This window comes from Herbaspirillum sp. Her3 (assembly GCF_057961275.1).
In genome coordinates this window covers 3,809,486-3,824,894 of sequence record NZ_CM176328.1, presented here as the reverse complement: position 1 = coordinate 3,824,894, position 15,409 = coordinate 3,809,486, and the positions used below count along the sequence as shown (strand labels likewise).

The following is a 15,409-nucleotide window of genomic DNA, read 5'->3' as shown; positions in this document are numbered from 1 at the left end:
CAAGTGCGCCTTCGATACGCAACTGCGTTGCTACTCAGTCCGAACGGGAAGAGGGGCCGCATACAGAAAACCCCAAACTGATGTATCCGCAGTGCTTCCACCCTGACCACAGAGGAACCCGACCATGAAGAAAACTCTCCTGACCCGCCTGCTGGCCATCGCCCTGACCGGCGCGGCCCTGGCTGCCGGCGCCGATGCGGCGCGTGCGCAGAACCTGAACATCGGCTTTGCCGATCCGCTCTCGTCGCTGGATCCGCAACTGAACAACCACGCCGGCGACCGCTCGGTGGACCTGCATTTCTGGGACCTGCTGGTCCAGAACGACTACAACAAGCTGGTGCCGGGCCTGGCCGTGAGCTGGAAGAACATCGACCCCAAGACCTGGGAATTCAAGCTGCGTCCCAACGTCAAGTGGCAGGATGGCAAGCCCTTCACCGCCGACGACGTGATCTTCTCCTACCAGCGTGCCCGCGCGGTGCCGGGCAGCGTGGCCACCTTCGCCGGCTACCTGCGCACGGTGGAATCGGTCACCGCCAAGGACCCGCTGACCCTGGTCATCAAGACCAACATCCCCAACCCGGACCTGCCGCTGAACCTGGCCTCGGTGCACATCGTCAGCAAGCACGTGGGTGAGAAGTCCACCACCGAGAACTACAACAGCGGTGCCGCCATGATCGGCACCGGCCCCTACAAGTTCGTTTCCTACACGCCGGGCGACCGCGTGGTGATGCAGCGTAACGATGACTACTGGAACGGCAAGGCCCTCTGGGAAAAGGTCAACTACCGCTACATCAACAATGGCGCGGCACGTACTGCGGCGCTGCTGTCGGGCGACGTGGACGTGATCGACAAGGTGTCGGTATCCGACCTGGCCAAGCTGAAGCAGTCGCCCAACGTCAAGGTCTATCCGTACAACGGCCTGCGCGTGCTGCTGATCCAGCCGAGCTTCCATGAAGGTCCGAGTCCCTTCATCACCGACAACAACGGCAAGCCGCTGGAGAAGAACCCGCTGCTGGACGTGCGCGTGCGCCGTGCCATGTCGCTGGCCATCAACCGCAAGGCCCTGATCGACCGCATCCTGCAGGGTGCGGCCACCGAGGCCAACCAGTGGATGCCGGCCGATACCTTCGGCTACAACCCGGAGATCAAGAACATTCCCTTTGACGCCGCACAGGCCAAGAAGCTCTTGGCCGACGCCGGTTTCCCGGAAGGTTTCAAGCTGACCATCCACGTGCCCAACGACCGCTATCCGCAAGCACCGGAAACCATGCAGGCCGTGGCCCAGTTCTGGACCCGCATCGGCATCAAGACCCAGGTCGAGGTGCTGCCGTGGGCATCTTATTCCTCGCGCGCCAACAAGAACGAGTTTGCGGTCTCGGTGCTGGCCTGGGGTAACGGTACCGGCGAAGCCAGCTATGCGCTGGTCAACGTGCTGGGCACGGTCGATCCCAAGAAGGGCATCGGCGCCTCCAACTGGAACCACTACAGCAGCCCGGCCGTGGACAAGGCCCTGGCCGATTCGACTGCCGAGTTCGATGCCGCCAAGCGGGAAGCCATCCTGCGCGGCGCTGCCAAGACGGTCTCCGATGAAGTGGGCGTGATTCCGCTGTATCACTACCAGAACATCTGGGCTGCCAAGAAGGGCCTGAAGGTCACCCCCATCAGCAGCGACCGCACCACGGCCATGATGGTGACCCAGGACAAGAAGTAAGGCCATGCCCAACTTCTCCATCGAGGTCAGCCCGGCCGACGACCTGATCGACGTACCCCGCCGCATCATCGTGCGGGGTGCGCATCCGGGCGAGCCGGTGCGCATTTCCTCGTCCACCTTGCGCAATGCTGCGCAGTGGGGCAGCACCGCCTGCTACATCGCCGATGCCCATGGCAATGTCGACGTGAGCATGAACCCGGCCATTGATGGTGATTACTGCGGCATCGATCCCATGGGGCTGCTGTGGTCGCAAAAGCCGATGCAGGCTGGCCGCCGCGACAACTTCCACGCCGACGCCATGGCCCCGCTGGTGACCATCCTGACGGTCTCGTCGCTGGATCAGCCCGGCCTGGTGCCTTGCGCACCGGCCAGTACCGAGCTGGTACAGCGGCTGGCCGGTGCCGGGGTGACCCGGCGCGAGGTGCGCGAGCAGGGACTGGTGGGCACGCTGTTCCTGCCGGCCACCCCTGGGCCGCATCCGGCGGTGATGATCCTCAACGGTTCCGGTGGCGGCATCAATGAACCGCGTGCGGCGCTGTATGCCTCGCGCGGCTACGCTGCCTTTGCGCTGGCCTATTTCAAGGCGCCGGGCCTGTCGGCTTACATCTCCAATACGCCGCTGGAATATTTCGAACGCGGGCTGGACTGGCTGCGTGCCGAGGTGCAGCCGTTGCATGATTTCGTCGCCATCAGCGGCCAGTCCCGTGGCGGCGAGCTGGTGCTGCTGCTGGGCGCGACCTTCCCGCAGAAGGTTTCGGCGGTGCTGGCCTATGTGCCCAGCGCGCTGGTGCACAGTGGCCAGAACGCGGCTGACCCGGCAGTAGGGCGGGAAGGTCCGACCTGGCTGCTGCGCGGCGAGCCCTTGCCGCATCAATGGCAGGGTAACCGCACAGCTAGCTGGACGCCGTTTGACGAGGGCCCGTCACCGCATCGCCATGAACTGGCGATGCTGACGGCGCTGCAAGATCCGGAGGCAGTGGCGCGCGCCCGCATTCCGGTGGAGAGGATTGCCGCGCCGGTGCTGCTGCTGTCGGCCACTGACGATGGCTCCTGGCCATCCAGCCTGTATTGCGCCATGGTGCGGGACAAGCTGGCCGAGGTGGCGCATCCCTGGCCGGTGGTGTGGCGCAACTATGCGCACGCCGGCCATTCGATCCTGTTCCCGTTTGTCCCGACCACGCAGACCACGTATGCGCATCCGGTGTCGGGGCGCATCAGTACCGGCGGTGGCGAACCCGCCGCCAATGCCCGCGCCGATCTCGACGCCTGGCAGCAGGCGCAGCACTTCCTGCGCGACGCGCTGGCCAGGCACACATCCACAAAGGAAATTTCATGAGTACCCCTGTCTACGACATCAGCAAGGATGTCATCGACCAGCTGGCCGGCCTGGCCGCTGGCACTCCTCTGCACGGCCTGCGCCATCAGCGCGACAAGGTGGCCGTGGCTTCGCAGGGCAGCTATGACACGCTGTTCGATCCGGCGCTGGAGGGCATCGGTCTGGACGAGCGCCTGCTGGTGGCGTTGTACGCCTGCCGTCTGGCGGGCGCGTCCGATCTGGCTGCGCACTACCGCGAACGTGCGCAGGCCGTGCCGGCTGATGCGGCGCAACTGGCGGTGGCCGACAGTGGCGAGCCTGAGCAGTTGCCGGAGGGCCGTTTGCGCGCCATGCTGGTCTTTACCCGCGCGCTGACGCAGCGGCCGGTGGAAGGCGACAAGGCGGCCATCGAAAAACTGCCGGCCGCTGGCATCAGTACGCCTGCGGTGGTGGCGCTGTCGCAGCTGATCGCTTTCGTGTCCTATCAATTGCGTGTGGTCGCGGGCCTGAAGGCCATGCGTGCTGCCGCTGCCCAGTAAGGAGAGTCGACATGAGCGACATCATCAAGGCCAACGGCTTTACCAACGAGACCCTGGAATGGGATGCCTGGCTGGACGTGATCCAGCTGGAAGCGGCCAGCGAGGACCAGATCAAGGTGCTGGAAGAGAGCCATCCCAAGGCAAAGACGTCGGATTACTACCTGTTCCTGGCGCACCAGCCGGAGATTCTGCGTCAGCGGTCGGCGGCCTTCAATGCCATCATGTACGCCCCTGGCGGATTGTCGCGTGCCGAGCGCGAGCTGGGTTCGCTGGTGGTCTCGCGCATCAATGGCTGCGTGTATTGCGCATCGGTGCATGCACAGCGTTTTGAGCAGCTGGCCAAGCGTAACGATACGGTTCGGCAGGTGTTTGATACGCCTTATGGGGCCGGTGTGGATGCGCGCGAGCAGGCCATTGCCAGGTTCTCGGCGGAGCTGACCGAGACGCCAGGCGAACTCAGTGCCGGGCAGATCAAGGCGCTGTATGACGTGGGCTTGAACGAGCTGGAAGTGCTGGACCTGATCCATTCGGTGGCCATCTTTGCCTGGGCCAACCGCTTGATGCTCAACCTGGGTGAGCCGGTGTTTGCCGATGGCAGCAAGGCTGAGGCCAAATAATCATTTGCATGAGGAGACTGTGATGCACATTCCGGATCATCTGGTCTATGCCCAGACCCATGAGTGGGTCAAGCTCGAGGACGACGGCACGCTGACCATTGGCATTACCGATTTCGGCCAGGAGCAGTTGGGGCCGCTGGTGTATGTGGACATGCCGGCCGTGGGCAAGGTGTTGGCGCGCGGTGCTGAATCGGGCATCGTCGAATCCAACAAGACCGCCTCGGACTTGCATGCGCCTGTGGATGGCGAGGTGATCGCCATCAACGAGGCATTGTCCGAGACGCCTGATGCCATCAATGGTGCGCCGTATGAGCAATGGATCTTCAAGCTCAAGCCGGCTGCACCGTTTTCGGCCGAGGGCTTCCTGGATGCGGCGGGTTACATCAAGCTGATTTCCTGAGGCGCTGTTGCGCTCAGGAAGCCGAGGCGGCGGCGCGGATATCGAAGGCGCCGCCGGTCTGTGCGCGGTCACGCAAGGTGACGGCATTCTTGCCCAGCAAGGGGAAGACCAGTTCGGCGAAGCGGATCGCTTCTTCCAGATGCGGGTAGCCGGACAGCACGAAGGTATCCACGCCCAGATCCGCGTATTCCTGCAGGCGTTCGGTCACGGTGGCCGCATCGCCGACCAGCGAGGTGCCGGCGCCGCCGCGCACCAGTCCCACGCCGGCCCACAGGTTGGGAGCGATTTCCAGCTTGTCGCGGCGACCGCCGTGGAGGGCGGCCATTCTTTGTTGGCCGACTGAATCCATTTTTGCGTAGTTTTGCTGGGCGCGGGCGATGTCGTCGTCGGTGAGTTTGCTGATGAGGCGTTGGGCATCGGCCCAGGCTTCGGCGGTGGTTTCGCGCACGATGGCGTGCAGGCGAACGCCGAAGCGCACCGTACGACCTTGTTTTGCGGCGCGTTCGCGCACGTCTTCGATCTTCTGTTTGACGGCGGCTGGTGGTTCGCCCCAGGTGAGGTAGGCGTCGACGTGTTTGGCGGCGAGGTCGTGGGCAGCGGGGGACGATCCGCCGAAGTAGAGGGGCGGGTAGGGTTGCTGCACTGCCGGGTGGAACAATTGGCCGTTGCGGATGCGGAAGTGTTTGCCTTCGTAGTTGACGGTGTCGCCTTGGAGCAGTTTGCGCCAGATGGTGAGGTATTCGTCGGCTGCTTCGTAGCGTTCGTCGTGTTTGAGGAAGACGCCGTCGGCTTCCAGTTCGGTGGCGTCGCCGCCGGGGACGACATTGAGGAGCAGGCGGCCTTTCAGGGCCTGGTCCAGGGTGGCGGCTTGTCTTGCAGAGGGGCCGGGGCCGCCCAGTGATGTTCTCAGCGCGACCAGCAGCTTGATGCGCTGGGTGACCGGGACCAGGCTGGCGGCCACTACCCACGGGTCGAGGCAGGAGGCGCCCGTGGGAATCAACAGGCCGTCATAGCCCAGGGTTTCGCTGGTGACGGCGATCTGGCGCATGTACTCCAGCGTGGGGGCGCGGCCGAAGTCGGATTTGCCCAGGTAGCGGGTGTCGCCTGATGTTGGTAGGAACCAGAAGAGTTCTAATGACATGCCGGGGTTTCCTTTTGCATTTTTCACTTTGGCGTTATTAGAACGCTCTGCTGTTGTTGTGGCTAAGAATGTTTTCTTCTTTCCTTAGTTGTTTTTTGGTTTTTGGTTTTTTGTCTTGGCGTGGTGTTTTTCTGGTTGTTCGGTTTGGCGTAGTCTGCACGGATTGCTTTCCTGCGCTCTAGCTTAATTCTTATCATTCTCCGGTCGGGAGGACGCGCCGGGGGGCGGCCCGGCAGCCGCTCACTTTTCTTGTCTCGCCAAGAAAAGTAAGCAAAAGAAGGCGACCCCAGAGAGCCAGCCCTCCTTCGGAGGGTCCCCGCCGCAGCGGAGCGAAAAGTGGGAAGAATAGAGTCGCTTCGCTCCGGCTATTCTTCTGATCCACTTTTCGCTCCGCTGCGGCGGCTGGCTCTATGGGGAAAAGCCAAACGGGCTCGCCTGCGGCCTCGCACTTCTCCGACTCGCCTTCGGCTTTGGGTTGGCTCGTCTGCGACATCGATTTTTCTTCGATCCGACGGTGGTTGTGGTTTTGATTTTTATATAAATAATTTACTGTCCGTTCGACCTGAGTAGTCGCGCAGCGACGTATCGAAGGTTAAAGAACGCCAAGGCAAAGCCGAAGGCGAGTCGGAGGTCTCACGATGCCGAAGGCGAGGCAGTAAGGCCGTCCGCATCTGCGCCGCCGCTTCAGAGGCCAACAAAACGGATCAGAAAAATAGTCGGAGCGAAGCGACTCTATTTTTCCCGTTTTGTTGGCCTCTGAAGCGGGGGACCCTCCGAAGGAGGGCGGCGCAGCTGCGGTCGCCTTCTTTTGCTTACTTTTCTTGGCGAGACAAGAAAAGTGAGCGGCTGCCGGGCCGCTCCCGGCGCGTTTCTCCCGACCGGAGAAAGTTAAGAATTAAGCTAGAGCGCAGAAAAGAATTCCGTGCAGACTACGCCAAACCTAAAAAACAAAGAGCAAGCCTGTCAAGGCAAGAAACCAAGCAATATCAACCAGCAAAAACCAACGACCCACGATATTCAGCCAACCATTTCACAAACAACTGCGCCTCAGCCCCAGCCTGAGCATTGACCCCAAGATAGTAAGGCGCCAGCGTCATGCGCAAGTCAGGAAAGGGGCACACCAATCGCCCCGAGCGCAAATCATTGTCAGCCAGCGACACAGGCGACAAGGCTACCCCCAGCCCATCCACCACCGCCTGCAATACAAAATGCACATGATCGAAATGCAGCATCGCCTGAGTGCGAGAGCGTTTCAATCCCGCCATCTTGCGCCAGTCCTCCCAATCATTGCGCCGACTGCGCGACACCAGCACGGTATGCCGCGCCAACCCTGACACATCCTCCAGCGGCATGGACTGCAACAGCGCAGGAGAAGCCACCAGCACCAGCTCATCCTCCATGAACCGCTGCACCTTGAGCGTCTCAGGCCAGTTGGTCTCACCCCGCCGGATTGCAATATCAAACGAAGAACCCGCCTTGCCCACCGTCGCCGTACTGGTTACCACCTGCGGTGCAATCCCCGGATAACGCTCCACGAAATCGGCAAGATGCGGAATCAGCCAGCGCACCGCAAAGGACGGCCGCACATTGATCACTACCGTCCGCGTAGGCGCATCGCGCATCACCCGCCGCGCCGCATTGGCCAGAATCCCCAGCGCCGGACTGGCTTCCTCGAAGAATTGCCGCCCCCGTTCCGTCAGCAACACCTGCCGCGTACGCCGCTCGAACAGCGGCATACCGAGATAGTCCTCAAGATTCTTGATCTGGCGGCTGACGGCGCCATGCGTGACATTGAGCTCGTGCGCCGCAAGCGTGAAACTCTGATGACGGGCCGCTGCCAGAAAGGCGCGGATGGCGTTGAGCGGAAGAGTGAGATCGGCCATGCGTCAGATATTATCACGCATGCCCGGAATTAATATCGGTTGTCAGCCCGCGCGCGTAGCGCGCATCATCGGCTCCATGACCACCCCAGACCTCCGCCAGGCCGACCTCGATTCGCGCCACGCCGCCATGTCGCTCTCGGCCGCCTTGCCCTGCGATATCGTTCTTTACCTGCTTTTGCCGATGTATGCCGACCAGTTCCACGTCAGCCTGGCCGAGGCCGGCGTGCTGCTGGCAGCCAACCGGCTGGTGCGCATCGCCGGCTATCGCTGGGTCGCCAGCTTCTATGCACAACGCGGCGACCGGCCCACCTGCACCCTGGCCGTCTGCGCCGCCATCCTGTGCGCCCTCGGCTATACGGCGGCCAGCGGCTTCTGGGCGCTGCTGCCGCTGCGGCTGCTGTGGGGCATGGCCTTCGCCGGTCTCAACCTGTCCACTCAGGCCATGTCCACTTCCACTCCGCAAGGCGCAGCACGCCGCTCCGGACGCTCGCGCGGCGTCATCGCCATCGGCCCCATGCTGTGGCTGCCGACGGCGGCGCTGCTGGCGCCGCACATCGGGCCGCGCATGGTGTTCGCCCTGGTCGCCACGACGGCGCTGCTGGGCCTGCTGGCCGCGCGCCGCCTGCCGCAGCACGCCTACGCACCGCCGCAGCCGCGACGCTGGAAGCTGCCCAATGCACTGGACTGGTGGTCCTTCCTGGAAGGGCTCACCCTCGATGGCCTCTTCATCGTCGGCCTGGCCTACATGAGCAAGCAATCCTTCGGGGCCGACGGCGAACTGGTGGCAGGGGTGCTGATGGCCATGCGCTATGCCGGCGAAATCATCCTGAGTCCGCTGGGCGGCTGGCTGGCCGAGCGCTTCGGTGCGGTCAAGGTATTGGTGATCCTGTCACTGGCCACTTGTGCGGCGCTGGTCGGTTTCGGAGGCGGGCTGCTGTGGCTGTTTGCGGGGCTGATCGTGATCCTGCGTGCCTTGCAGTTGCCGCTGCTGGCGCCCATCGTCGCGGCCCGCACGCCACCGGCGCAGCGCGTGCATGCCCTGGCCGGACGCGCAATCTGGCGCGATATCGGGGCCGGCATGGGGCCGATGCTGGCGGGCTTGCTGCTGCCGGTGATGTCATCGCTGTGGCTCTACGGACTGGCTGCCTCGGCACTGGCGTTGGCGGCCATCGCCTGTGGACGCGCGCCGGTGCCACGCAGGCCCTAAGGATCAGGGCTGGCGACAGTCGCTGAGCATCTCCGCCTGGGAGATGTTGCTGCCCGGCGGGACGCTGTGCGTGAGCCAGACATTGCCGCCGATGACCGATCCCTGGCCGATGGTGATGCGGCCCAGCAGGGTCGCGCCGGCATAGACCACCACGTCATCCTCGACGATGGGATGGCGCGCAATGCCCTTGACCAGTGACCCGTCGGCCTCCTGCGGGAAACGCTTGGCGCCCAGCGTCACGGCCTGGTACAGGCGCACGTTGCGGCCGATGATGGTGGTCTCGCCGATCACTACGCCCGTGCCGTGGTCGATGAAGAAGCTGGGGCCGATCTGCGCGGCCGGGTGGATGTCGATACCGGTGGCCGAATGCGCAATGTCGGCGATCAGGCGTGCCAGCAGCGGCGCTCCCAGTTGATGCAGGGCATGCGCCAGGCGATGGTAGATGATTGCGGTGGTGCCGGGATAGCACAGCAGGATTTCGGAAATGCTGGAAGCTGCCGGGTCACCGTGATAAGCCGCCTGGATATCGCTGACCAGAATGTCCCGCACGGCCGGCAACTGATGGGCGAACTCGCGCGTGATGGCCGTGGCGCGCTCCCTCAGTAATGCATCCTCTTCCACATCACTGCTGAAATACAGGCTGCGGCGCACCTGCTCGCGCAGGATGGCCAGCGCTGCATTCAACTGGCTGCCAACGAAATAATCGATGGTCTCATCGGATAAATCGGTATGGCCATAATGCGTCGGGAACAAGGCCGCCTGCAGATGCTGCAAGAGCTTCTGCATGGCTTCCCGCGAGGGGATCTCGCGGATCTCGCCACGGTAGCGGATCTTGTTGGTCACTTCGCGCGAGGTGCGCAGGCCGGCGACGACGGCCGACAGGCCCAGGCTGGCTGACTCGGCCGAGTCTGCCAGCGCGCTCAATTCGGGGGTGTGAGAGGTATCCATGCCCGCATGCTATCAAAAATGCGCGGCGCGCGTCGGCAGGGGCAAGGGGACGGGAATCCGGAGGAAGAGCGATTCGCGGCACCCAGTTCTATCTGAAAAGTGGCGCCGCATTTGAATCTGCCCTGGGAATGCACTGTAACGGGGAATTCGCTTTCCTGCAAAGGATCATTGCGCATATCCATATGCCAATTTGATCTGCCGCAAATCCTTGCCTCCAAGGGGTGGTGGCGGTGGCCGCCGGGATGAGGCATCAGGAAATTCCTGATGTATTTCGTGGCGTTCTCAGGAAGCTCCCGATACAGGGCAGCACAACAAAAACGTAAAGTCTCACCCATACCAGCTGCAGTACGCAGGACCAGCCGATCAGCAAGCGGGGATGTTTTCTCATGGCAACTTGCAGCGCGAGTCTGGATGACTTGTTTTGCCGATGTCCGGCCTTTGCCGTTGCGGGACATCTTCACAGGATTACCGGGAAGCCCTGAGGGGGGCTTACTTTTGGACGCGCTTTCGCAAGAAGGTGCGTCTTTTTTTTGTTTGTGATGCAATAGCCCCCGATTCCATCCATCCAGAGAAAAGGGGAACATCCATGCCTGCGCTCCGTCTGCGCTCGTCCACCTTGCCAGCCTTGCCGTTGCTGTCGGTCCTGCTCTTTTCGTATAACTTCGCGCAAGCCCAGGTGGCGGCTGCGGTGCCCGTCCCGGTTCCTGCCAGCGTTGCCGCACCCACGCCGGTGGCCAGCGACATCACCCGCACTTGCGCGGCCGGCAGTGGTTGCGTGCTGACCTGCCTGAACATGGCGGCGGAAACCGTGATGACCGAAACGGCCACGCGGGCCGTGCGCATCATCTCGCTGTCCAACGGCAATAGTGAATTCCGCATGGACAACGGCAACGCCGGCATCAACGTGATTCTAGAACCCATTTCATAAATAGGCGTGAGTGCGAGCGAGTCCCGTTTGGGATGAAGTGCAAGGCGCGAATTTGGGTCAAGACTGGACGTCTTGACCCAAATTCGTAACGCAGCAATTCGCCCAAACGGGCCGCTCCCTCCGGGTTCTGCCCAGAAAGGGCGCTGGCCGCGTTGCGCTCCTTGCGTGTGGCACCGCCACACGACGCGTCGCGCGCCTTGCCAGCGCCCTTTCTGGGCAGAACGCATCTCACGCCTATTTATGAAATGGGTTCTAGTTTCTCACGACAACCTGATGTGCAAGCTCAGCGGCGGCATCTGAGGCCACGGCACGCGTCTGACATATGCATGGCGCGACTTATCCGCTTTTCTTCTATGCACTGGCGGAATGATTCGTTCGCAGTTTGAGGACGGCTGGCTAAGCTGTGCGCCTCAACCATGAAAGACGGAGCCCTCATGCCGCAGCAAGAAGACAAACGCCAACCTGCCCTGGCCGCAGTGGAACTGAGCCGCAAGCGCCGCCGCCTTATCGCGGCCGGGCTGGCGCTGGGCGCAGCCGGTGCGGCGGCGCTCCTGAGCCCGCGTGCGGCGCACGCCGCCACGCGGCAATTGCGAGTGGGTTACCAGAAGGGGGCGCTGAGCATCATCCGTGCCCATGGCACGCTGGAGCAGCGTTTGGCCGCGCTGGGCGCGACCGTGAAGTGGGTGGAATTCAGTGCCGGACCGGTGCAGCTCGAAGCGCTGGGTGCGGGATCCATCGATTTCGGCGATGTGGGAGAGGCCCCGCCCATCTTCTCGCAGGCGGCCGGCACGCCGCTGGTCTATGTGGGTGCGACGGTACCGCGTCCCTATGTGGAAGCGGTCCTGGTCAAGGATGACAGCCTGCAGAATCCGGCGCAGTTGAAGGGCAGGCGCATCGCCCTGAACAAGGGTTCCAACGTGCATTACTTCCTGGTCAAGCTGCTGGAGAAGCACGGTCTCCAATATGGCGACGTCACCCCGGTGTGGCTGGCCCCGGCCGATGCGCGGGCGGCCTTCGAACGCGGCGCGGTGGATGCCTGGGCCATCTGGGAGCCTTACCTGGCGGCGGCCCAGCAGACCCTGAAGGCGCGCATCCTGGCCGATGCCGATGGGGTGGTCAAGAACCGCGCCTATTATTTTTCGACGCGCGAGTATGCCCGCGAGAATGGCGACCTGATCCGCATCGCGCTGGAATAGCTGGCCAAGGTGGATGAGTTCGCCCGGACCCGCCCGGACGATTACGCCAGCGAACTGGCCGGCATTCTCGGATTGCCCAAGAACGTGCTGGACGTGGTGGTACGCCGCTACAGCTACGGCACGCTGCCCATCACCCATGCCATCCTGGACGAACAACAGCAGATTGCCGATACCTTCCTGGAGCTCAAGCTGATTCCGAAGAAGATCAACCTGCGCGAGACGGCGCCGCCCTGGCTGGCCTGAGGCCCTACACGATTGCTGGAAGCACCATGAACAACGCCGCCGCAGGAAAGTCCTGCGGCGGCGTTGTCGTTGCTGCGCAAGGAAGGCGAATCAGGCCTTGAACTGCAGCGCGTTGGTCAGATCCCCCATGGGCTGCTGGCCGCGCGCGATCATGGCGTCATCACGCTCCTTGAGACCATCCAGCTTTTCCAGGCCGAAGGTGCGGGTGATCAGGCGCAGGATGGACGCGGTGTCATACACGGTGTGGTCCACCGTTCCCTTGCGGGCGAAGGGCGAGATCACCAGCGCCGGTACGCGTGTGCCCGGACCCCAGCGGTCGCCCTTGGGCGGCGCCACGTGATCCCACCAGCCGCCGTTTTCGTCGAAGGTGATGACCACCACCATGTTCTTCCACTGCGGGCTGGCTTGCAGGCTCTTGACCACGTGGGCAATGTGGCGGTCACCCGAGGCTACGTCGGCGTAACCGGCGTGCAGGTTGAGGTTGCCCTGCGGCTTGTAGAAGGTCACCGGCGGCAGGCGGCCTGCCTCGACGTCAGCCAGGAAGCGGTTGGTACGCGACTCGTCGCCCAGGCCGCCGTCACGCAGGCGCTTGTTGCGCTCGGCGGGATTTTCCGGACCCAGGTTCTTGAAGTAGTTGAAGGGCTGGTGGTGATACTGGAAATTGGGGATCTTGGGGATGCCCTTGGAATCCTTGAACTCATCCAGCGTGGCCTGCCAGGCGCCGGCATACCAGGCCCAGTCAACCCCCTTCTTGTTGAGCTTGTCGCCGATGTGCTCGTGCGTCTGCGGCACCAGCACGCTGGGCTGGTTGGGTTCGGCATAGGCTGGGTTGTTGCGATCGCGGCTCCAGGTCGGCCAGTAGGGCGGGGCCATGGTGTTGACGGCATAGCCATCCGGTGTGAGCGCGCTCGGGCCGAACTTCGGCGGGCCGTCCATGGCGCTGGCCGGGCTGCCTTCGGCGGGGACCAGTTCCGTGGAGAGCGGATCATTGTTTTTGGTCTTGGCCACCTGCGTGCGCGAGACCGAATTCATCACGTCCGGATAGTAGGGCGCTTTGGCGCAGATCAGGTACTGGTGATTCAGGAAGGAGCCGCCGAATGCGCCCTGGAAGAAGTTGTCGCACAGCACGAACTCGCGTGCCACATCCCACAGGCGCAGGTTGTAGCGGGTGTCGGCATAGTGCCCCATGGTCAGGCCACCGGAGTCTGCCCAGGCCACGAAGCCATCGTTCTTGCCGCCGTTGATCTGCATCTGGTTCTGGTAGAACACGTGCCACAGGTCGCGCGTGACCAGGCCCAGCGGCAGCGCTTCGCCTTGCGGTCCCTTCAGGGCGAAGGGGGCGTTGGGCAGGTTGGTCTGGTATTGCTTGCCGGCCTCGTAGGTCACGCCTTCGACGGTCTGCTGCTGATTCACCACGCCGCTCCAGGCCGGGGGCAGTTGCTTCAACAGGCTGCCGTCACGGTCGCGCTGCTGGTACTCCGAGGGCTTGACCGAGGACAGCGGTTTTTCCAGGCCGGGGAAGTCGGCAAAGAGGTTGTTGAAGCTGCGGTTCTCGGCGTAGATCACCACGATGGTCTTGACGTTCTCGCGCAGGGCACCGTCCAGCGCGGCGGAGTCGGCCGGGTTGCCGCTGGGATAGGCGCCCGGACCCTGGCCTTCGGTGGCGCAGGCGCCCAGCGCGCTACCGGCGCCCAGCGCGGCCATGCCACCCAGGAAGCGGCGGCGGCCGGGTTGTTGCGGGATCAGGGGAGTATCGCTGGATGCAGGCTGGCTGCCGGCGATGTCGTCGTCGTGCTTGCTCATGGATGGGTTTCCTGTCGGATATTGTTGTCGGGGTTTGGCGCGTAGCGGGCAAGAGCATAGCGCGGCCGTATGACAAGGATGTGTCTTTTCTATCATACTTGCTGTCAGGAAAATGATGTAGCCTGCACCAAGAGACAGTGAAAGATTGGGTAAAAGACGGGCTAGGATGCTATCGAGGCGCTGTGATCGGCCTAAAATTCGGCGACCGCCCCGGTTTAGCCGGGTTTCTCGGCCCTTGGGAGGGCCAGGCGGGCGGGCCATGCCAGGGGATGGCAGGCTGTGCCGACGTCTTCGCGGTCTTGTTTGTCGAGGGATTCATCATGCTCAAAACTCTCCAATACCTGCTCATCGGTGCCGGCTTCAGTGCCTGCATGCTGTTCGTGCTGGCCCTGGCCATTACCGAACCGCTGACCTGAGCTTCGGCCGGACGCAGTTCCGGCCTTCATCATCCTGCAGCCTGCAGCGCGCTACTTGCGCTGCAGGACCGGTTTGCCCGAGCGGTTGACCGCGATGAACAATCCCATCAATCCCACGAAGGCGGCCAGCAACAGGCTGGCGTTGAGGAGCACGCGCGGATAGCCGAGCGCGTTGACGTCGATGAAGGGATACGGGTAAAAGCCCGACAGCGCTCCCCGCCACAGGGTCAGCAGCAGGTATCCCAAGGGGTAGATCAGCCACAGCAGCGACTTCCGTAGCGACGCCTGAAACACCGGCACGAAAAAAATCCAGTACACGATGGCCAGCAGCGGCACTACCGTATGCAGGCTCTCATTGACCAGCGCCCGGAATCCGGTCGGGGTCCACAGGTGGCGCAGCAAGAGGTTGTAGGCAATGCCTACGAAGGCCAGGTAGGTCACCACGGCCGAGATGACCGACGGCTGCCTGAAGAAGCGGCTCATCGGCGAATTCAGTGACAGCGCCAGCGAGGTAAAGCACAAGGCACTCATCAGGATGGTGAGGTTGGTCAGGTACATGGTCAGCCGGTCCAGTCCGTCGAGCACGCCACCTCCGCGCGCCAGCAAACGGGTGATGGTGATGTCGGTCTGCGCCACGAAGGCAAACCAGCTGATGCTGGCGATCAGGGCCGCTACCGTGCGGGCGGCGGCCGGGTGGCGGCGCGCAGGGAAGAGATGCGCGCCAAAGGAATCCAGCGATTCCGGCGAGGGGATCCTATCGTTGCTCATGGTGTGGTCAGGGAAGGGGAGAGGGCCGCTGGCCGCAGTACGGAAGTATGTGCTGTGCCAGCCGGGCAATGTGCCACATCATAAATCGGCGGGCGCTGTTGTGCTGGCCGGATGACATTCATTTTCAACGCTTACATCAGGACACATCGTGCGCGGCACTTTGGTCGAGGCTCATCCATGTGGTCATCGGAGAGGGAATCTGGCCTTGTTTTATGAGAAATTGAGCGGGCTTCAATTCTAAGTTTTTGGCCCGTCTGGATCGCTGGAAACTGGTCGTGCAAAACAAGCGATGCT

The 15,409-nt window shown here is 62.9% G+C and carries 12 protein-coding genes and 1 pseudogene; 8 read left to right on the top strand and 5 right to left on the bottom strand.

The features are described from left to right. The first annotated feature begins 124 nt into the window (after positions 1 to 124). From ACVC5H_RS17565 to gcvH, 5 genes are read left to right on the top strand one after another with little or no spacing between them, the layout of a single operon-like run. Positions 125 to 1,711, top strand: coding sequence for an ABC transporter substrate-binding protein (locus tag ACVC5H_RS17565; protein WP_489619067.1), 1,587 nt, complete (start codon positions 125 to 127; stop codon positions 1,709 to 1,711). Positions 1,712 to 1,715: 4 nt separating this feature from the next. Then, complete coding sequence (locus ACVC5H_RS17560; RefSeq protein WP_489619066.1) at positions 1,716 to 3,047, top strand: acyl-CoA thioesterase/bile acid-CoA:amino acid N-acyltransferase family protein; 1,332 nt, start codon at positions 1,716 to 1,718, stop codon at positions 3,045 to 3,047. Next, complete coding sequence (locus ACVC5H_RS17555; protein WP_489619065.1) at positions 3,044 to 3,565, top strand: CMD domain protein; 522 nt, start codon at positions 3,044 to 3,046, stop codon at positions 3,563 to 3,565. Before ACVC5H_RS17560 ends, ACVC5H_RS17555 begins: the two co-directional genes overlap by 4 nt. Positions 3,566 to 3,576: 11 nt before the next feature. Continuing rightward, positions 3,577 to 4,182 (top strand): peroxidase-related enzyme, encoded by a 606-nt coding sequence (locus tag ACVC5H_RS17550; protein ID WP_489619064.1) that lies wholly within the window; start codon positions 3,577 to 3,579, stop codon positions 4,180 to 4,182. Positions 4,183 to 4,204: 22 nt separating this feature from the next. Next, a complete protein-coding gene (gene gcvH / locus ACVC5H_RS17545) occupies positions 4,205 to 4,582 on the top strand; it encodes a glycine cleavage system protein GcvH (protein WP_489619063.1) in 378 nt (125 codons plus the stop codon). A 13-nt stretch (positions 4,583 to 4,595) separates the two neighbouring features. On the opposite strand, the gene ssuD is transcribed toward gcvH, so the two are convergent. Both ssuD and gcvA read right to left on the bottom strand, forming a co-directional pair. Continuing rightward, positions 4,596 to 5,723, bottom strand: coding sequence for an FMNH2-dependent alkanesulfonate monooxygenase (gene ssuD / locus ACVC5H_RS17540; RefSeq protein WP_489619062.1), 1,128 nt, complete (start codon positions 5,721 to 5,723; stop codon positions 4,596 to 4,598). Between the two features lie 986 nt (positions 5,724 to 6,709). Continuing rightward, complete coding sequence (gene gcvA / locus ACVC5H_RS17535; RefSeq protein WP_489619061.1) at positions 6,710 to 7,606, bottom strand: transcriptional regulator GcvA; 897 nt, start codon at positions 7,604 to 7,606, stop codon at positions 6,710 to 6,712. A 76-nt stretch (positions 7,607 to 7,682) separates the two neighbouring features. Between gcvA and ACVC5H_RS17530 the strand changes: the two genes are divergently transcribed. Continuing rightward, entirely contained in the window at positions 7,683 to 8,813 is a 1,131-nt protein-coding gene (locus tag ACVC5H_RS17530; protein ID WP_489619060.1) for an MFS transporter, read from the top strand. A gap of 3 nt (positions 8,814 to 8,816) precedes the next feature. On the opposite strand, the gene epsC is transcribed toward ACVC5H_RS17530, so the two are convergent. Next, complete coding sequence (gene epsC / locus ACVC5H_RS17525) at positions 8,817 to 9,761, bottom strand: serine O-acetyltransferase EpsC (protein ID WP_489619059.1); 945 nt, start codon at positions 9,759 to 9,761, stop codon at positions 8,817 to 8,819. A gap of 586 nt (positions 9,762 to 10,347) precedes the next feature. On the opposite strand from epsC, the gene ACVC5H_RS17520 reads away from it, so the two are divergent. Together ACVC5H_RS17520 and ACVC5H_RS17515 are read left to right on the top strand one after the other, a co-directional pair. Further along, positions 10,348 to 10,689 (top strand): hypothetical protein, encoded by a 342-nt coding sequence (locus tag ACVC5H_RS17520; protein ID WP_489619058.1) that lies wholly within the window; start codon positions 10,348 to 10,350, stop codon positions 10,687 to 10,689. A gap of 434 nt (positions 10,690 to 11,123) precedes the next feature. Next, a pseudogene (locus ACVC5H_RS17515) lies at positions 11,124 to 12,128 on the top strand (aliphatic sulfonate ABC transporter substrate-binding protein). 90 nt (positions 12,129 to 12,218) lie between these two features. On the opposite strand, the gene ACVC5H_RS17510 reads toward ACVC5H_RS17515, so the two are convergent. Then, on the bottom strand, positions 12,219 to 13,931 hold the full coding sequence (locus tag ACVC5H_RS17510; RefSeq protein WP_489619057.1) for an acid phosphatase: 1,713 nt from the start codon (positions 13,929 to 13,931) through the stop codon (positions 12,219 to 12,221). A gap of 467 nt (positions 13,932 to 14,398) precedes the next feature. After that, a complete protein-coding gene (locus ACVC5H_RS17505; RefSeq protein WP_489619056.1) occupies positions 14,399 to 15,115 on the bottom strand; it encodes a Pr6Pr family membrane protein in 717 nt (238 codons plus the stop codon). Positions 15,116 to 15,409 lie beyond the last annotated feature (294 nt).